This is a genomic window from Vibrio sp. FF266, assembly GCF_041439695.1.
Classification (GTDB): Bacteria; Pseudomonadota; Gammaproteobacteria; order Enterobacterales; family Vibrionaceae; genus Vibrio; species Vibrio tasmaniensis_A.
The window spans coordinates 280317-297681 of sequence record NZ_JBGOOO010000002.1 but is presented as its reverse complement, the minus strand read 5'-3'; the positions used below and the strand labels follow the sequence as shown (position 1 = coordinate 297681).

Below are 17365 nucleotides of genomic sequence, written 5' to 3'. Positions count from 1 at the left end.
TGAAATATCAAAAAGGGCTCCCTTAGGAGCCCTTTTCTATAAATATAGATTATTTACAAGGCTAAACAATACGGCTAGGCGTTAGCTGCCGTCATAAAGTCTCGGATTTGCTTGCGGTAGTCAGACAAACGGTTTGGCGTCATTAAGTTACGTGACTCATCCAATACGTTTCCGCCCATATCGTCGGCAATTTTCTGTGCAGCACTCAGCATCACATTGAAGTTTTGGTCAGCTTGACCATAACAAGGCAGCGTCATAAAGAACGAAATACCTTTGGTGGTAAAGTCAGCAGGGTCGTCATGTTCTAGTGTTCCTGGCTGCATCATATTTGCTACGCTGAAAATAACTTTTGGCTCATCGCTCGCTTGTGCAAAGCAGTGATAAATCGACATTTCACCATAAGCTAGGCCGTTGTTCTCCATGCTACGGAAAAGTTCAGTACCCACAAACGGGATCTCCCCAGCACAGTGGACATTAAGAACAATGACTTCAAGGCCAAGATCTTCATTTGAGTGAGCTTTTTCATCTAACTTACTTTCGTCAGCTAAATTAACTTCGTTACCCAACTGAGCTTCTTCTGCTAAGTTAGCATCTTTATCTAACTTAGTTTCTTCAACCGAAGTAACACTTTGTGCAGCAACCACTTCTTTCCCAATAAATGGTTCGCTTGGCGTTAAGCCTTCGCTAGAAAGTAGTGGATCAGCGACCGCATCAGAGGCTTCTTCAAACGAACCGTACTGCTCTTTAAAGCCTGCGTGATTTTGTTTTTGCTCGTCAGTCAATTCAAAGTTAGGAACTTCAGGTTCAACAACCTTCTCTTCCTCAACCTGTTCAAGCTCACCTTTAACTTCGATCGGGTCTTCAACACTGAAAGAAGGAAGATCATTCAATTCTATTTCGTCTTCGTGAGCATCTTTTTGCTGTGGCGCTGACAATGGATCTGAGTCAATCAGCGGATCAGTTGCAGACGGTGAGACAGAAAAATCCGGTTCTTTACGCTCTTTTCGGATTATCTCAAAATCATCCTCAGGAGCGAATGAACGGTTTGGGATCGTTTCAGCTTCATCTAAGCTGTCGTTATCAAGCTTACCAAGCGGCTTATCTCCAAACTTTGCTTTCCCTTCTTTCTTACTCGTCCATAGACCATGGAACAATAATGCGGCGATAGCTAATGCGCCAACAATAATGAGTACAAATCGCAATTCCTGCATTTTTCGCTCTCAGCTTTCTTAGTCAACTAGCTATAAACACGCTGTCACTAAGTTAGGTTAATTTGGCTAATCTCACTACTCTATCAAAAGTAGCCACTGTTTTAGAACCACTTAATACAATTAGTTCATTACTTGGTGTGATTTTCACCACGCTTTTTTTCTTAATTTCGGTCGAGTACACTAGAGATGTTTGCTATTTAACCAAATTCACATGTGACCCAATTTAAATATGACTATTGAATCTGTTCCTCGCTCTGGCTTTGGCTATTTTATTTTCGGAATAAAAATTGCCTTATCGCCGAGTATCCGTAAGTTTGTACTGCTTCCTCTTATCGCTAACGTGTTACTCGTGGGCGGTGCTTTATTTTATATTTTCTCCAACTTAAACACTTGGATTGAAGGCTGGATTGGTGCATTGCCAAGTTTCTTGTCGTGGTTGTCATATATCCTATGGCCGCTACTTGTGTTAACCGTTTTGGCTACGTTTTCGTATTTCTTCAGTACACTCGCTAACTTTATTGCCGCACCTTTCAACGGATTACTCGCGGAAAAAGTCGAAGAACTGCTGAGTGGTAAAAAAGTCAATGATGATGGTTTACTGGATGTACTTAAAGACACCCCTCGTATTTTAGCAAGAGAATGGCGCAAGCTTGTCTATATCCTGCCAAAAGCGATCGGTTTGTTCCTACTTTTGTTAATTCCAGCGCTAGGACAAACTGTTGCACCGTTTTTATGGTTCATTTTCACTGCATGGATGTTAGCTATTCAGTACGCTGACTACCCATTCGACAACCATAAAATCAAGTTTGATGACATGAGAAATAATTTGAAACAAAAGCAAGGTAAGAGCTACAGCTTCGGCGCACTTGTTTCCGTGTTTACTACCATTCCAGTTTTAAACCTGATTGTGATGCCAGTTGCCGTCTGCGGCGCTACTGCAATGTGGGTTGCAGAGTTTAAAGACCAAGCTCTACGCTCTCGTCTATAGCTATCGCCTATAGTTCTACAGCCTGCTCTAACAACGCCTATCTTTTTGAAGTTCTGATTTCAATAAAGATAGGCGTGAATCCTGCGACATCTCTATATGATATAACTTTTTAATCCTTTTACCTTTTTTTCAACTTGTTTAATCTAAATTCAAGCTAAACAAACATCGAAAGACACTAGACGGTAAATTGGTAGATATACTACGTTTAGTTCTGTCATTAAATGAAGGAATATCGCATGAGCAAGATCTACGAAGACAACACCCTAACGATTGGTAACACACCTCTAGTCCGCCTAAACAAAGTAAGCAAAGGTAACGTCCTAGCTAAGATCGAAGCTCGTAACCCAAGCTTCAGCGTTAAGTGTCGTATCGGTTCAAACATGATCTGGGAAGCAGAAAAAGCAGGTACGCTTAAGCCAGGTATCGAGCTTGTTGAGCCTACCAGTGGTAATACAGGTGTTGCTCTTGCATTTGTTGCTGCAGCGCGCGGTTACAAGCTAACACTAACAATGCCTGAATCAATGAGCCTAGAACGTCGTAAGCTGCTTAAAGCTCTTGGCGCAAACCTAGTGCTAACTGAAGCACCAAAAGGTATGAACGGCGCGATTGCTAAAGCTGAAGAGATTGTTGCTTCAGACCCAGACAAATACCTACTACTGCAACAATTCAACAACCCAGCGAACCCACAAATTCACGAGCAGACAACTGGCCCTGAAATTTGGGAAGCAACAGATGGTGAGATCGACGTGTTTGTAGCCGGTGTAGGTACAGGTGGCACTATCACTGGAACAAGTCGTTACATTAAAGGTGAAAAAGGCAAAGCCATCACTTCTGTAGCCGTTGAACCAGCAGAATCTCCAGTGATTGCGCAGGCACTTGCAGGTGAAGAAATCAAACCAGCACCACACAAAATCCAAGGTATTGGCGCAGGTTTCATTCCTGGCAACCTAGATTTAGACATTATTGACCGTGTAGAGTCAGTAACTTCTGAAGAAGCAATTGAGATGGCTCAACGCCTAATGAAAGAAGAAGGTATCCTAGCGGGCATCTCATCTGGTGCAGCAGTAGTAGCAGCAAACAGAATTTCGGAACTACCTGAATTTGCAGGAAAAACTATCGTTACTGTACTACCAAGCTCGGGTGAGCGTTACCTTAGTACGGCCCTATTTGCTGGTATCTTTACGGAAAAAGAGAACCAACAATAATATGTGGTCAAATCAATTTTTCGTCCAAAAAAGCCCCATTTAGGGGCTTTTTTGTTGATCCCTGCCTCACCTTTGGTAATATCGGGTCTGTTTTATTTTTCGCTTCAAAATAAAAGAAGCAATAAACAAATTCTGAAAGTCATGAGTACTCAACAAAAGACGACCATGGCTGGATAAAAATTTATAACCAGTCTAAGTTCTAACACGAACATGGCGTACTAGCCTCTAGCGCATTTGAGCTAAAGCAGTTAAGCTAAATCTGGTTACAAACTTACAAAAAATAAATTAATTGGGGTATATAAAATGTACGAGAAGCAAGTAGAAATCACAGCAGAAAACGGTCTTCACACTCGTCCAGCTGCACAGTTTGTTAAAGAAGCAAAATCTTTCGACGCTGACATCACAGTGACTTCTAACGGCAAAAGCGCTAGCGCGAAAAGCCTGTTCAAACTACAAACTTTAGGCCTAGTAAAAGGTACTAACGTTACTATTTCAGCTGAAGGCCCTCAAGCTCAGCAAGCTGTAGACCACCTAGTTGCTCTTATGGATCAACTACACTAATACGGTCTCCTTCTTTCAAAGCCATTTTGCACAGCAAAGTGGCTTTGTTCGAAATAGATAGCAATAAGCGCGACATTAGTCGACGACTTAAAGTCACACATTCTCCCGTTTACAGTTGAACAACTAAGGTAAGGCTATGATTTCAGGCATCCTAGCATCTCCTGGTATTGCTTTCGGTAAAGCACTACTACTTCAAGAAGATGAAATTGTCCTAAACACTCAATCTATCTCAGACGATCAAGTTGAAGCAGAAGTTCAGCGTTTTTTTGACGCTCGTAACAAATCTTCTCAACAACTTGAAGTTGTAAAGCAAAAAGCACTTGAAACTTTTGGCGAAGAAAAAGAAGCAATCTTTGAAGGCCACATCATGCTGCTTGAAGATGAAGAGCTAGAAGAAGAGATTTTAGCACTCATCAAGAAAGACAAAATGCACGCAGACGACGCGATCTACACAGTGATCGAAGAGCAAGCTGTTGCACTAGAGTCGCTTGATGATGAGTACCTAAAAGAACGTGCGACTGATATCCGTGATATCGGTACTCGCTTCGTTAAAAATGCACTAGGCATTAACATTGTGTCTCTAGCAGATATCAATGAAGAAGTTATCCTAGTTGCTTACGATTTAACGCCATCTGAAACGGCACAAATCAACCTAGACTACGTTCTTGGTTTTGCTTGTGACATCGGCGGTCGTACATCTCATACTTCAATCATGGCACGTTCACTTGAGCTTCCAGCTATCGTTGGTACTAACGATATCACTAAGCAAGTTAAAAACGGCGACATGCTTGTGCTAGACGCGATGAACAACAAGATCATCATCAACCCTTCTGACGCTGAATTAGCAGAAGCTAAGAAAATCAAATCTGATTTCGAAGCAGAAGCAGTTGAACTAGCAAAACTAAAAGATTTACATGCTGAAACTCTAGACGGTCACCGTGTAGAAGTTTGTGGCAACATCGGTACAGTAAAAGACTGTGACGGTATTCTGCGTAACGGTGGTGAAGGCGTTGGTCTGTACCGTACTGAATTCTTATTCATGGACCGTACTGCACTTCCTACTGAAGAAGAGCAATACGTTGCTTACAAAGAAGTAGCGGAAGCAATGGAAGGCGAGTCAGTGATTATCCGTACTATGGATATCGGTGGCGATAAAGACCTACCATACATGGACCTTCCACAAGAGATGAACCCTTTCCTAGGCTGGCGTGCAGTACGTATCAGCTTGGATCGTCGTGAAATTCTACGTGACCAACTACGTGGTATCCTACGTGCATCTGCACACGGTAAACTACGCATCATGTTCCCAATGATCATTTCTGTTGAAGAGATCCGTGAACTGAAAAAAGCAATCGAAGAGTACAAAGTTGAACTTCGCGCTGAAGGCCTAGCTTTCGATGAAGAAATCGAAATCGGCGTAATGGTTGAGACTCCAGCAGCAGCTGCAATCGCACACCACCTAGCGAAAGAAGTATCTTTCTTCTCTATCGGTACTAACGACCTAACGCAATATACACTTGCGGTAGACCGTGGTAACGAAATGATTTCTCACCTATACAACCCACTATCTCCAGCGGTTCTTCTTGTTATCAAGCAAGTAATCGATGCTTCTCACAAAGAAGGTAAATGGACAGGTATGTGTGGCGAACTAGCAGGTGATGAGCGTGCAACTCTACTTCTTCTTGGTATGGGTCTAGATGAGTTCTCTATGAGCGGTATCTCTATCCCTAAAGTTAAGAAAGTAATCCGTAACTCTAACTTCGCTGAAGTTAAAGCTATGGCTGACGAAGCACTATCTCTACCTACAGCTGCAGAAATTGAAGCTTGTGTAGAAAAGTTCATCGCTGAGAAAACTCAGTAATCACCAAGAGCTTAATGAAGTTAGACGGCTAAAAATAGTCGTCTAATTTGTTAGATTGGTATAGTATATTCTACAGAATAAAACTAAACGTTAGGAGCATGACACAATGGGTCTGTTTGACAAACTGAAAAAGCTTGTATCTGATGACAGCGCTGATGCTGGTGCAATCGAAATCATCGCACCTCTTTCTGGTGAAATCGTAAACATCGAAGACGTGCCAGATGTAGTTTTCGCTGAAAAAATCGTTGGTGATGGCATTGCTATCAAACCAGCTGGCGATAAAATGGTAGCTCCAGTTAACGGTACTATCGGTAAAATCTTCGAAACAAACCACGCATTCTCTATCGAGTCTGACGACGGTATTGAGCTTTTCGTTCACTTCGGTATCGATACTGTTGAACTTAAAGGCGAAGGCTTCACTCGTGTAGCTGAAGAAGGTCAATCTGTTAAAGCTGGTGACACAATCATCACTTTCGACCTTGCGCTTCTAGAAGAGAAAGCAAAATCTACGCTTACTCCAGTTGTTATCTCTAACATGGACGAAATCAAGGAGCTGAACAAGCTTTCTGGTTCTGTAACTGTTGGCGAAACTCCAGTTCTTAAAGTAACTAAGTAATCCCGATTACTTATCTGCTTTAATTAAAACGCTACCTAAGGGTGGCGTTTTTTGTGCCTGCTATATTTGTCGAGTTCCTTAACCGACGGTTCTGACTGCCGCTCTTCACCTCATTGTAGACAGCCCCTCAATAAGCCACAGCAATACCAATCCTTAATTGCCAACTAACCGCCCTACTTTGTTATTAAACCAAGTTAAACGCCATCCTAGGCGCTGAACCTGCATGTTAGATCATGCGGTATGACTTCAGGTAGACAACAGATCTCTGATATCTCGCTCAGCTCGATTTCGAGATGACGAATGTTGACCACATTACTTATTCCTGGTTATTCACCTATGTGAAAGGCAGTTAGCGCTATCTAGTTTATTATCTTTCGACCACAACAAGAGCCTAATGTCTAATCCGAATCAAGCCTCGACCAAAAGCAGATTCCTGATACCTCGCTCTGCTCGGTTCTGGAATGACGAAAGGCTGCTTCAATGCAATAGATGATGGAAGTATCATTTCCCGGTCCCGTTATTCCCTACAGCGAGGGACGAGCGTGATAGGGAACCGCGCTTTTGCTACTTTCAGCATTACGGCACTTTTCCAAATTCACCTTCGCTAAATAACAGGCAATAAAAAACCCAGCCGAAGCTGGGTTTGTTTAGCGCTCATCTCTCACCACGAGCTAATTTGTGGAAGCCTAACGTTGACGCTTGTGATCAACAACGCTTAAAGTCAACGTGGCCTTTCAACCGATTAACCTAGTAGGCTAAGTGCCGAGTTCGGAGCTTGCTTCGCTTGTGCAAGAATTGAACTTGAAGCCTGTGAAAGAATCTGAGACTTAGTCATATTAGTCGTTTCTTTAGCGAAATCGGTATCTTTGATACGGCTCTTAGATGCATTAACGTTTTCGTTGATGTTGTCTAAGTTGTTAATTGCGTGGTCGAAACGGTTTTGGAAAGCACCAAGCTCAGAACGATGGCTATCTACATATTTAAGTGCCGCATCGATAACAGCTACAGATTCTTGAGCGCCACCAACAGACGTTACGTCGATAGTATCAACCGTTACTTGCTTAGCCTCTAGCGTTTTTGGGTCTTCAGGTTTAGCACCTGCTGTCATGCCTAGTTCATCTGATAAAGCACCAGAAAATGCAATTTCCCCATCAACTTTGTTGTTACCAGCGAAGATTTGCAGTTTACCTTCTTCATCAATTGACGCTTTTACTAGGTCTTGTTGACCGTTAATGTAAGTCGCTAGCTCTTCGATATCATCGCCTGCTTTAGCAGAGATGTTGATTTCTCGTTGGTCACCGAAGCTATCTTTTAATGACATGGTTAAGTCATTAGCACCAGCTGTTACACCCCAATCTTTACCTTTAGCTTCTGTAAATTGGTAGCTGTTGCCGCCCATTTGGTCGTTATCAGAACGCATGTCTTTCAGCTGAAGCATTACTGCCTCACCATTGTCTGCACCAATTTGGAATGACTTAGTACCGTGAGTACCGTTAAGCAGCTTGTTGCCACCAAAAGATGTGGTTTCAGCGATACGATTTAATTCATCATTAAGCGCCGTTACTTCTTCTTGGATTGCTACACGGTCAGATTTAGTATTTGAACCGTTTGTTGATTGCAAAGACAAATCACGCATACGTTGTAGAATGTTTGATGTTTCATTCATCGCACCTTCTGCTGTTTGAGCGATAGAGATACCATCGTTCGCGTTACGTACAGCAACATCAAGACCGCGGCTCTGAACGTTCAAACGGTTCGAGATTTGTAGGCCAGCAGCGTCATCTTTTGCGCTGTTGATTTTAGAACCTGAAGATAGACGTTCCATTGATGTTTGTTGAGCGCTGTTTGCACTGTTTAGGTAACGTTGTGCTGTCATTGCTGATACGTTGGTATTTACATTCACTGCCATGGTGATTTCTCCAATTGATTTTCCGGTATAGCGGCTTCCGACGTCTCGGAAAACCAAGTAGTTATCTCTAAGTTACTTTTAATAACGGCGTGAATGCTGAAACCTTTAGAAAAAAAGCAACAAAATTAAAGAAATAGCGAGAAAGGATAAGAAAGCGTGACTGGCAGTGAAATTATCAAAAAAAGATGAGAAAAAGGCTAAAGTTGTCGAAAAGTCAGCCGGGGGAAATATTGTATTTTAATTAACCAAAGGACTTTAGTTAACCGAGAATACCTTTATAAGAATTGACCTAATTTATTAGCCTAGCAGCGTTAAAGCTAAGTTCGGCGCTTGCTTAGCTTGAGCTAAAATAGTGGTACTGACTTGCTGCAGTATTTGTTGTTTGAGCATTTGAGTGGTTTCTTTGGCGTAGTCTGTATCTTTGATTCGACTGTTTGATGCCCCCAAGTTCTCATGAACATTTTCAAGGTTATTAATCGCATGATCAAAGCGGTTTTGCATCGCCCCGAGTTCAGAACGGTGACTATCAACATACTTCATCGCTGTATCCAAAATAGACACGGCGCGCTGTGCTCCACCAACATCAGTGACATTAATATCATCGACTGACTCGTAATAACCCGCCGACATCGAAAGCTCACTGGCTAACGAGCCTGAGAAAGAGATCGTGCCTGCCGTGTCTTCGCCTGACATGTAGATCTGAAGCTGCCCTTCATCATTGACGGAAGCCGAAACCAGATCCGTTTGACCATTGATATAAGTCGCTAGCTCTTCAATGTCATCGCCCGCCTTGGCATTAATGTTGATCTCTTGAGGCTGACCAAAACGATCGGTAAACGCCATCGTCATATCTGTCTGGTTGGATTTAACTTCCCACGAGTCACTTGCCATGCCATTGGCAACATAGCTAAAGCCGCCCATGTTGATATCATCGGTGCGCATGTTTTTCAAACCTATCTGCACCGCCTCACCAGAGCTACCACCGATTTGAAATGACGAGCTACCAAAACTGCCGTTAAGGAGCTTTTTCCCACCAAATGAAGTGGTTTCCGCAATTCGGTTCAACTCATCATTTAAGGCGGTTACTTCTTCTTGAATAGCCGTCCTTTCCGATTGGCTATTCGAACCATTAGTCGCTTGCAGTGACAGGTCTCGCATGCGTTGCATGATATTGGTGGTTTCATTCATCGCCCCTTCTGCTGTCTGCATAATGGAGATACCGTCGTTAGCATTTCGAACCGCAACATCGATGCCGCTCATCTGTGCTTCTAATCGATTGGAGATTTGTAAGCCAGCAGCATCGTCTTTTGCACTATTAATACGACTCCCTGAAGCCAAGCGCTCCAAAGATTGGTTCAGCATGTTATTGGCATTAGAGAGATTCCTCTGAGCCACTAATGCTGAAACATTCGTATTAACAGTTATAGCCATAGACCTTCACTTACAAAAAGATGAATAAAACTTACGATTGCTCTTGTATCGACCTATTTATATAAAACTTTAAAAAAAAGGAGCCATGAGGCTCCCTTTGTTTATTCTATTTGAGACGACTTACTTAATCGTTAGTACACTCAACATCTCAGCTGAAGGAGCAAAGTAGTAAGCGCCAGTAACGGCTTTAGTAAAGCGAAGCAGTTGGTCTGTTTTGCCATCTGTTTCGCCGTACATACTCTCTAACATCGCATCAAAATTATGACGAACGTTACAGTAAGCAATGAACAGTAAGCCGTGATCGCCCGTTGCTGTGCCGTAAGGCAGGCTATGACGAACGATTTTAAGACCCTTGCCTTCTTCTTTGATATCCACACGGCCAACGTGAGACGCCGCTGGAACATCGTCTAGCTCGATCGAATCTGGCTTGGTACGGCCAACCACTTTCTCTTGTGCCGATACGTTTAATCTATTCCAAGCTGGCAGGTTATGCACAAAACGCTGCACCATTACGTAGCTACCACCTGCGAATTCACCTTCAGGCACAATCGCCACTTCAGCACGCTGCGCGTCTTTCGGGTTTTCAGTGCCATCAACGAAATCAGTCATGTCACGTGAGTCTAGGAAACGGTAACCGTAAGTTTCATCTACCACTTCCACGTCCGCAGCTACTTCAGATAGCAATTTACGTAGGATGAAGAAGTGTAGGTCATGTCGGTTTGAATGACAGTGAATCAGAACATCAGACAGTGTGCTCGGTGCTGTGATATCACCTTCACCAAGCGCAGGAAAATCAATTAGATCAGAGGGAGCAGCTTGCTCGAACTTATCCCAAAAAGTTTTTGAGAACGCTATCGACGCCGTTAGGTTCGCATCAGGTTGAGTTTGGTTTAGCTCGTCGATTAGAGTCGGAAGCTTTTGAATTTCTGCTAGTACATTAGCAGTATTAGCGTTCACTTTAAGTTGAACGTAAAGAGCGAAAGGCCCAGCTTCAGGCAAAATAGCACTTTGAACGTTAGGCTGCTCATTTAAAACATTAAGCATAGATTATTCCTTCCAGTTTTAGCTTCTAAGTATAATTGTGAATGGTACAAATGTTTTGATGAGAATCAGTCTTCGTGCTCAACCACTTTAAAGCAATCCCTAGCGGCATGGCTATTGGTTAAATAAAGCGCTAACCAGAGGAGCAATAATAGGGTGATAGCATTTGACCAACGGAACCATCCGTTATCCAAATAGATTAAATAAATTGTATGGGAGCCCTGTGCCAAGATAGCCATCATGGTAACCCAACGCCCCCATGACACGACTTTGTTAAGGCGCTTTCTATCTGGAGATCTTAGTCCAAACAACCACATCAATAACAAACTAGGGACACTCAACGCAATCCCGACATAAAACATCTGGTGGTCTGGATAGATGGTCTCAAGAATATCCGTTCCCGACTCTCGGCTTGCGCCCGCAACAATGAAAACGACCAAAGCTTTCGCAAGAAACAGCCAACCTAACCATAATAAGATTGGGGCTTTCAAAAAGCCGTGTTTATCGTATTGTTCTATGGAGTACCGCACAACTCTCACTTTCACTTGTTTTCAAACCAACACTTTAACGCAAATCATTCATACTTAACTAGGTTTGCGTTATCTTATTGGTTAATCCGTTTTAATTGTCGAACTCAGTATGAAAAAGAAAACTAATACACCGTCTGTTGAATCTCAACAAGAAGCACTGAAGATAGCCAAAGCGACGCAAAAGCCAGCTCAAACCAAAGAACAAACAAAATTAATTGCTCAAGGTATCGAAAAAGGCATCGCACTTTATAAGAAACAGCAAAAAGAACGCAGCCGCCAAGCCGATAAAGCAAGAAAACGCGTACAGAAAGAGAAGCAAACTCAACAAACTAATCTAGACGAAGAGAACAATGTAGACACAATTGTTGAAACAACATCAAATCACGCCAACAAATTGTCGTGGTTACTATTGATCGCAAGCTGGGTAGGTTTCGCGATTTATTTGATGAAATAGCAGGATAAATGTATGAAAAAAGAATTAGTCGCTTTAGCTATGACAGGCATATTAGTTGGGTGCACGACACCGACAACAGTCCCACATAGCGAATCTGACCAAGTACAAATGGATTACCACGGACTGATTGATATCAACGAGTGCGAATATAAAGGCGAAGTGACCGGCAGCGAAGGTCACTGGTATAGTTACCTGTTTTACCCGAACGACACTCTAATTCAAGGCGCAATGAATGAGCTAAAGTCCAATGCTATTGGATTAGGTGCGGACACCGTAATTTTCACACTTCCCCAAGATTTTGCGACTTCCGTAACCATGTTGGGCACCGCTTATCGGTGTCGCTAATTCGACTTATCGCTAATCGGTAAGGAGAAGAAAGAAGAAAGCCAGCTTTCGCTGGCTTATGCACTAAATCCAAGGCTTGTTGCTATATCGCCTTTACGCTGGATAACCCATTGACTGTCAAATGGCCCCCAGTCGGATAATTGGTAATAGCCATCATTATGACGTCGCCCATCTTGAACAAACATAAGTTCAATACCGATCCCCGGTAACGCCTTGAGTACATCTTGAATAGTACGACGAGGCCACCCCGTTTTTTCGATGAGTTTAGGCACATTTGGCCTATCAAGGCTTTCCACTAACAATGCTAAATATAGCCGCCTTGCAAAAACAGGACTCAACTCCATTGACACCTCCTATATATGTGCAACTCAATTATTTCTTTTTTTGCTGACAACATGTTGAGGCTGATCAATAAGTCTCCAATAGTGACATTTTCTTACTGTTTTTTTTCACTCTATGAAATATTCCTCACTCTATTTTGTCTGAATTGCCGCTTCCTGATAGGATTCAACTCATAACAACGAAATAAAATCACCCAAAGGAAGAATAATGACTATCACTATGTTTGGCATTCCGAATTGCGACACCATCAAAAAAGCAAAAAAATGGCTAGAAGCTGAAGGTATTGAGTTCGAATTTCACGATTATCGTAAACAAGGCATCACCGAAGAGTTGGTAACAAGCTTCTGTTCAGAGCTTGGTTGGGAGCTTGTGCTAAACAAACGTGGGACGACTTACCGCCAACTTTCTCAAGAGCAAAAAGACACGCTAACGGAAGAAAAAGCCGTTGCTCTGCTTGTTGAACAACCAGCAATGATCAAGCGCCCTATCTTGAAAGTCGATGGCAAGCTTCATATTGGCTTCAAAGCTGATCAATACGCTGCTATTTTTGCGTAATCAGCTGTATTAGAACAGATAACAAAGCGTTGAACTTCCCCTGTTCAACGCCTGAAATTAATGACTAGACGTTTAATTTAAACAAGGAACTCAAGGATGACAGACAGCCCAACTTTGGCTCTGGCAAAAGACCTAATCAGCCGTCAATCGGTAACACCAGAAGATGCAGGCTGCCAAGACCTGATGATTGAACGCTTAAAAGCGCTAGGTTTCGAAATCGAAGTGATGGTATTTGAAGATACGACGAACTTCTGGGCTCGCCGTGGTACCGAAGCCCCCCTATTTGCTTTTGCTGGTCACACTGATGTTGTACCTGCAGGCCCAATTGAGCAGTGGAACACTAAGCCATTTGAACCGACTATCGTAGATGGTTTCCTACACGGTCGCGGCGCGGCAGATATGAAAGGTTCTCTGGCTTCAATGGTTGTGGCTGTAGAACAGTTCATTGCTAAGCACCCTGATCACACAGGCTCAATCGGTTTCCTTATCACGTCAGATGAAGAAGGCCCGTTCATCAACGGGACAGTGCGCGTTGTCGAAGCATTGATGGCTCGTGGTGAGAACATCGACATGTGTATTGTTGGCGAACCATCAAGTACTGAGTACGTAGGTGATGTCGTAAAGAACGGCCGTCGTGGTTCTATCACTGGCGATCTAACGATTAAAGGCACACAAGGTCACGTTGCCTACCCTCACCTTGCGAACAACCCGGTACACAGCTCCCTGCTTGCGATCAATGAATTGGCGACGACCGAGTGGGACAAAGGTAATGATTATTTCCCACCAACCAGCTTCCAGATCCCAAATGTAAGTGCGGGCACTGGCGCATCAAACGTGATTCCTGGTGAATTTAATGTTCAGTTTAACCTTCGCTTTAGCACAGAGTTAAACAACGACATCATCGTTGAAAGAATCACAAATACACTCGACAAGTACGATTTCGAATACGATTTAAAATGGACATTCAATGGCGACCCGTTCTTAACCGACGCAGGCTCGTTGCTTGATGCTATTGTCGATGCAGTAGGTCACGTGAATGATGTCAAGCCAGCACTGCTTACCACAGGTGGTACTTCTGACGGACGCTTTATTGCGCGCATGAAAGGACAAGTGGTAGAACTAGGCCCTGTGAATGCAACCATTCACAAGGTTAACGAGTGCGTGAAAGTGGCTGATTTAGAGAAACTAACCGACATGTACGAAAGAACACTAGTGAACCTGTTCGCTAAATAGTTCTTTCATCAGCGATTAATAGCATCTAATTATTGAGAGACACGTTATGACACCAGAGCAGCTTACCGGACAATCAGATTCTCATCTGGAACCTAGCCTGATTGGCAGCAAAACCTTCTTGGTCCACAGTGATGTCAAAGATGACCTAAACAATTTGATTGAAGCTGCTCAAGTCGCTGGTTTTAAAATGGAGATTGCCAGTGGCTTTCGCGACTATGAAAGGCAATCTCTGATTTGGAACCGCAAGTTTTCTGGTGAAGCACCGATATTAGACTCAGAAAGCCAACCACTGGATGCTTCAACACTCAGTGAACATCAAAAGTTGTCGGCGATTCTTAGGTGGTCTGCGCTTCCCGGAGCGAGTCGTCACCATTGGGGTTGTGACTTTGATGTCTTTGCTCGTAATCACTTACCTGAGGGGACTCAGCTACAACTGGAACCATGGGAATACCTCACTGGCCACCAGCAAGTGTTTTACCAATGGCTGTCTGCCAACGCATCTCAGTTTGGATTCTTCTTTCCTTACAGCCAAGACCTTGGTGGTGTGGCGATAGAACCTTGGCATATAAGCCACCGTAAAGTTTCACAGTTGTGTTTATCACAGTTATCTCCCACTTTACTTGGCAAGCAACTCCAATCTAAGCCAATATTAGGGTATGAAATTATTGCGGAGCAGCTAGACGAGATCTATGCGCGCTTCGTGGCGAATATCAGTCATTAGGAGCGCTTATGTTAGAGTGGCTTACAAACCCTTGGGTTATCATCATCATCGTGGTTAGCGTTGTGGTGGGTAATATTGCTGCGCTCAAACAGACCGCTAATATGGATCTGACAGGTCGTAACAAAACAGAAAAAGACTTAGACAAGCTCAATCAATTGGATAAACAGAACCAAGAGAAAGCTCAAAAAGATGAGTCGACTGACAGCAAAAACATTTAGCTTAACGCCCTTGATGCGCTAGCCCCAACAAGTCAGGTGCGTGTGACTCCTTGTTAGCGAAATAACAACATAAATTGACAACACGCACATAAAACACTGACTAACAAACATAAAAAAGAGGACATTGTATGTCCTCTTTTTTTTCTTCTAAATTTGCTCAGTGCTTATTCAGATTTTGCTTCTTTCTTGTCTTTGGTTTGGTCTGCAACGTGTGCTAATACCGGTACCATTGACTTAAGTAGCTCTTCTTCTACAGGCTTACCTGTTGCATCCGTTACGTTGATCGATGTACGGTTGCCAAGATCACCAAACAAGAAGGTGTAAGTACCTGGCGCTAAGTCAATAGGCTGTAGGCCAATCTCTTCCCAGAATTCATCATCTGGCGCGGCATACTTAGCTTTCACTGTACCTTGAGACTGGTTACGCTCTTCAAGTTCGAAGCCCATCGTCGGTAGCAAGGTAGGTAGACGTTGCCACAATACATTGTATGGTGTACGAGCAATGATCACAGGGAAACCACTGCGGTCCGACCCCATTGAAATAGGAATACGTTTCACCAACTCTTGTGCTTTCAGTGCCGCTTCAGCACGAAGATCTGCATCGTATCTCGCCATCACTAGGTTCGTTAGGAACGCGTTGTAGCGTTCTTTATTGGTTGCCGATACTGGCTTCTCTTCAGAACCTTCACGCCAATCAATCAGGTTAATCTTGAAACCATGGCGATTGTTCGCCTGAAAACGTGAGATAGAGTAGCGGCTACCAATCTCAACTTCTTCATCTTCAGAAACCCACGTAACCCAATCAGTCTCAATGTCATTTTCTGACTGTTCACGAATGCCGATATTACGCTGGGTCAGCATATCTACAGCCGTTTGCCATACTCGGTCAGCCTCTTCAGCACGAAGGAGCCATAACGTCACTTCACCATTTTGACGCTCAGTACGAGCACCTGGGATCAGTTCAAGAACCTGTTGAGGAGGACGAATATCCACTTGACGACCGGTACCACCACTGAATTCACCGCTTGGGATATCAAAGTTTGGGTAAAACTGAGGCTGAGCATCTTCAGGCAATTGCCATTGTGAAAACTCAGGTGTTTCTAAGTATTCAAAATCATCTTTGGCTTGGCGACGTTGAGTCGGGCTGCCAGAACATGCTGTAAGAACGAAAACAGCCAGTGAACCGATCACTAGCTGGTGAGAATACTTCATTTATACTCCTAAATGCCGAAGGTTCGCTTCGGCATTGCTTTATACGTTTTTAGTAAATGCACGCTTCAGTCATTGCTTGAGCAACAACAGGTTGAGCTGGTTTTGACAGTTCAGTCAGTGGTAGACGTAAGCCACCTTCAGCAATCAGACCCATTTTGTGAACCGCCCATTTTACGGGAATAGGGTTAGACTCAACGAACAAATTCTTATGTAGAGGCATCAAACGCTCATTGATCGCTTCTGCTTCCTCAAACTTGCCCTCCTTCGCTAGCTTGAACATAGTCGCCATATCAGCAGCTGCAACATTGTTCGTTACAGAGATCACGCCATCGCCACCACGCTTAACAAATTCAAGACCAGTTAAGTCATCACCACTTAGTAAGATAAAGTCTTCGCCACAAAGTTCACGGTGAATTGCAATTCTTTCGAGATCACCCGTCGCATCTTTAAGTGCAACGATGTTTTCGATCTCTGCAAGGCGAGCAACCGTTTCTGGCAACAAGTCTACCGCAGTGCGACCAGGTACATTGTAAAGGATCTGTGGAACGTCACTGACTTCAGCAATTGCTTTGTAATGTTGGTACAAACCTTCTTGAGTCGGTTTGTTGTAGTACGGCGTTACGCTCAGGCAACCAGCAATACCAGAACCATTGAGCAAACGGCTGAAAAGTACAGATTCGTGAGTTGCGTTTGCACCCGTACCAGCTATAACAGGAATACGGCCATCAGCAAATTCAACGACCTTATTGACGACTTTGACATGCTCTTCAATAGTGAGTGTTGAAGACTCACCAGTTGTGCCAACCGCAACCAGACCATCACTACCTGCTGCAACATGGTGATCAACTAACTTTTTAAGGCTGTCGAAATCCACTTCACCATCTGTATTAAATGGTGTAACTAGCGCAACGATACTTCCTGAAAACATGTCTA

Annotated in this window: 19 protein-coding genes; 11 read left to right on the top strand and 8 right to left on the bottom strand. The window is 43.4% G+C overall.

Features of this window, described 5'->3' with window-relative positions; genetic code table 11:
- Nucleotides 1-74: 74 nt before the first annotated feature.
- Nucleotides 75-1211, bottom strand: a complete 1137-nt coding sequence (gene zipA / locus ACED59_RS03150; protein WP_017096846.1) for a cell division protein ZipA — start codon at nt 1209-1211, stop codon at nt 75-77.
- 229 nt (nt 1212-1440) lie between these two features.
- Between zipA and cysZ the strand changes: the two genes are divergently transcribed.
- The 5 genes from cysZ (at nt 1441) to crr (ending at nt 6442) form a co-directional block, all read left to right on the top strand.
- Nucleotides 1441-2199 carry a sulfate transporter CysZ gene (gene cysZ, locus ACED59_RS03145; RefSeq protein WP_012604561.1) on the top strand — a complete coding sequence of 253 codons (759 nt, stop codon included), beginning with the start codon at nt 1441-1443 and terminating at the stop codon, nt 2197-2199.
- Nucleotides 2200-2435: 236 nt separating this feature from the next.
- On the top strand, nt 2436-3404 hold the full coding sequence (gene cysK / locus ACED59_RS03140) for a cysteine synthase A (RefSeq protein WP_012604562.1): 969 nt from the start codon (nt 2436-2438) through the stop codon (nt 3402-3404).
- A gap of 303 nt (nt 3405-3707) precedes the next feature.
- A complete protein-coding gene (locus tag ACED59_RS03135; protein ID WP_004734263.1) occupies nt 3708-3965 on the top strand; it encodes an HPr family phosphocarrier protein in 258 nt (85 codons plus the stop codon).
- A 136-nt stretch (nt 3966-4101) separates the two neighbouring features.
- Nucleotides 4102-5826, top strand: a complete 1725-nt coding sequence (ptsI, locus tag ACED59_RS03130; protein ID WP_017096845.1) for a phosphoenolpyruvate-protein phosphotransferase PtsI — start codon at nt 4102-4104, stop codon at nt 5824-5826.
- 106 nt (nt 5827-5932) lie between these two features.
- Entirely contained in the window at nt 5933-6442 is a 510-nt protein-coding gene (crr, locus tag ACED59_RS03125; RefSeq protein ID WP_009847364.1) for a PTS glucose transporter subunit IIA, read from the top strand.
- A 742-nt stretch (nt 6443-7184) separates the two neighbouring features.
- Here crr and ACED59_RS03120 read toward each other — a convergent pair.
- The 4 genes from ACED59_RS03120 to ACED59_RS03105 all read right to left on the bottom strand — a co-directional run bounded on the left by ACED59_RS03120 (nt 7185) and on the right by ACED59_RS03105 (nt 11353).
- Nucleotides 7185-8351 (bottom strand): flagellin, encoded by a 1167-nt coding sequence (locus ACED59_RS03120; protein WP_086049875.1) that lies wholly within the window; start codon nt 8349-8351, stop codon nt 7185-7187.
- A gap of 297 nt (nt 8352-8648) precedes the next feature.
- The gene (locus ACED59_RS03115; protein ID WP_017096843.1) at nt 8649-9782 is read right to left on the bottom strand and encodes a flagellin; all 1134 of its coding nucleotides are present in this window, start codon (nt 9780-9782) and stop codon (nt 8649-8651) included.
- 120 nt (nt 9783-9902) lie between these two features.
- Nucleotides 9903-10826, bottom strand: a complete 924-nt coding sequence (locus tag ACED59_RS03110) for a Dyp-type peroxidase (protein ID WP_017096842.1) — start codon at nt 10824-10826, stop codon at nt 9903-9905.
- A 65-nt stretch (nt 10827-10891) separates the two neighbouring features.
- Entirely contained in the window at nt 10892-11353 is a 462-nt protein-coding gene (locus tag ACED59_RS03105; RefSeq protein WP_032499208.1) for a DUF2919 domain-containing protein, read from the bottom strand.
- Nucleotides 11354-11462: 109 nt separating this feature from the next.
- Here ACED59_RS03105 and ACED59_RS03100 point away from each other — a divergent pair, with 109 nt between their 5' ends.
- Together ACED59_RS03100 and ACED59_RS03095 are read left to right on the top strand one after the other, a co-directional pair.
- Nucleotides 11463-11807, top strand: coding sequence for a DUF2956 domain-containing protein (locus tag ACED59_RS03100; RefSeq protein ID WP_017096841.1), 345 nt, complete (start codon nt 11463-11465; stop codon nt 11805-11807).
- Between the two features lie 12 nt (nt 11808-11819).
- Nucleotides 11820-12152 (top strand): DUF4156 domain-containing protein, encoded by a 333-nt coding sequence (locus ACED59_RS03095; RefSeq protein ID WP_017096840.1) that lies wholly within the window; start codon nt 11820-11822, stop codon nt 12150-12152.
- Nucleotides 12153-12208: 56 nt separating this feature from the next.
- Here the strand turns inward: ACED59_RS03095 and ACED59_RS03090 are convergent, their stop codons facing one another.
- On the bottom strand, nt 12209-12496 hold the full coding sequence (locus ACED59_RS03090; protein WP_004734273.1) for a helix-turn-helix domain-containing protein: 288 nt from the start codon (nt 12494-12496) through the stop codon (nt 12209-12211).
- Nucleotides 12497-12701: 205 nt separating this feature from the next.
- On the opposite strand from ACED59_RS03090, the gene ACED59_RS03085 reads away from it, so the two are divergent.
- The 4 genes from ACED59_RS03085 to ACED59_RS03070 all read left to right on the top strand — a co-directional run bounded on the left by ACED59_RS03085 (nt 12702) and on the right by ACED59_RS03070 (nt 15221).
- The gene (locus tag ACED59_RS03085) at nt 12702-13049 is read left to right on the top strand and encodes an ArsC family reductase (protein ID WP_017096839.1); all 348 of its coding nucleotides are present in this window, start codon (nt 12702-12704) and stop codon (nt 13047-13049) included.
- Nucleotides 13050-13145: 96 nt separating this feature from the next.
- Nucleotides 13146-14282, top strand: a complete 1137-nt coding sequence (gene dapE, locus ACED59_RS03080; protein ID WP_017096838.1) for a succinyl-diaminopimelate desuccinylase — start codon at nt 13146-13148, stop codon at nt 14280-14282.
- 46 nt (nt 14283-14328) lie between these two features.
- On the top strand, nt 14329-15003 hold the full coding sequence (locus tag ACED59_RS03075; protein WP_017096837.1) for a M15 family metallopeptidase: 675 nt from the start codon (nt 14329-14331) through the stop codon (nt 15001-15003).
- Between the two features lie 8 nt (nt 15004-15011).
- Entirely contained in the window at nt 15012-15221 is a 210-nt protein-coding gene (locus tag ACED59_RS03070; RefSeq protein WP_017096836.1) for a DUF2897 family protein, read from the top strand.
- A gap of 164 nt (nt 15222-15385) precedes the next feature.
- On the opposite strand, the gene bamC is transcribed toward ACED59_RS03070, so the two are convergent.
- Nucleotides 15386-16432, bottom strand: coding sequence for an outer membrane protein assembly factor BamC (gene bamC, locus ACED59_RS03065; RefSeq protein ID WP_017096835.1), 1047 nt, complete (start codon nt 16430-16432; stop codon nt 15386-15388).
- 49 nt (nt 16433-16481) lie between these two features.
- A complete protein-coding gene (gene dapA / locus ACED59_RS03060) occupies nt 16482-17360 on the bottom strand; it encodes a 4-hydroxy-tetrahydrodipicolinate synthase (RefSeq protein WP_009847376.1) in 879 nt (292 codons plus the stop codon).
- Between the last annotated feature and the right edge of the window lie 5 nt (nt 17361-17365).

What these genes read in the sequence shown, in the direction of transcription:
- zipA (WP_017096846.1), bottom strand. Translation starts at nt 1,211, where the DNA reads ATGCAGGAATTGCGATTTGTACTCATTATTGTTGGCGCATTAGCTATC.
- cysZ (WP_012604561.1), top strand. Translation starts at nt 1,441, where the DNA reads ATGACTATTGAATCTGTTCCTCGCTCTGGCTTTGGCTATTTTATTTTC.
- cysK (WP_012604562.1), top strand. Translation starts at nt 2,436, where the DNA reads ATGAGCAAGATCTACGAAGACAACACCCTAACGATTGGTAACACACCT.
- ACED59_RS03135 (WP_004734263.1), top strand. Translation starts at nt 3,708, where the DNA reads ATGTACGAGAAGCAAGTAGAAATCACAGCAGAAAACGGTCTTCACACT.
- ptsI (WP_017096845.1), top strand. Translation starts at nt 4,102, where the DNA reads ATGATTTCAGGCATCCTAGCATCTCCTGGTATTGCTTTCGGTAAAGCA.
- crr (WP_009847364.1), top strand. Translation starts at nt 5,933, where the DNA reads ATGGGTCTGTTTGACAAACTGAAAAAGCTTGTATCTGATGACAGCGCT.
- ACED59_RS03120 (WP_086049875.1), bottom strand. Translation starts at nt 8,351, where the DNA reads ATGGCAGTGAATGTAAATACCAACGTATCAGCAATGACAGCACAACGT.
- ACED59_RS03115 (WP_017096843.1), bottom strand. Translation starts at nt 9,782, where the DNA reads ATGGCTATAACTGTTAATACGAATGTTTCAGCATTAGTGGCTCAGAGG.
- ACED59_RS03110 (WP_017096842.1), bottom strand. Translation starts at nt 10,826, where the DNA reads ATGCTTAATGTTTTAAATGAGCAGCCTAACGTTCAAAGTGCTATTTTG.
- ACED59_RS03100 (WP_017096841.1), top strand. Translation starts at nt 11,463, where the DNA reads ATGAAAAAGAAAACTAATACACCGTCTGTTGAATCTCAACAAGAAGCA.
- ACED59_RS03095 (WP_017096840.1), top strand. Translation starts at nt 11,820, where the DNA reads ATGAAAAAAGAATTAGTCGCTTTAGCTATGACAGGCATATTAGTTGGG.
- ACED59_RS03090 (WP_004734273.1), bottom strand. Translation starts at nt 12,496, where the DNA reads ATGGAGTTGAGTCCTGTTTTTGCAAGGCGGCTATATTTAGCATTGTTA.
- ACED59_RS03085 (WP_017096839.1), top strand. Translation starts at nt 12,702, where the DNA reads ATGACTATCACTATGTTTGGCATTCCGAATTGCGACACCATCAAAAAA.
- dapE (WP_017096838.1), top strand. Translation starts at nt 13,146, where the DNA reads ATGACAGACAGCCCAACTTTGGCTCTGGCAAAAGACCTAATCAGCCGT.
- ACED59_RS03075 (WP_017096837.1), top strand. Translation starts at nt 14,329, where the DNA reads ATGACACCAGAGCAGCTTACCGGACAATCAGATTCTCATCTGGAACCT.
- ACED59_RS03070 (WP_017096836.1), top strand. Translation starts at nt 15,012, where the DNA reads ATGTTAGAGTGGCTTACAAACCCTTGGGTTATCATCATCATCGTGGTT.
- bamC (WP_017096835.1), bottom strand. Translation starts at nt 16,432, where the DNA reads ATGAAGTATTCTCACCAGCTAGTGATCGGTTCACTGGCTGTTTTCGTT.
- dapA (WP_009847376.1), bottom strand. Translation starts at nt 17,360, where the DNA reads ATGTTTTCAGGAAGTATCGTTGCGCTAGTTACACCATTTAATACAGAT.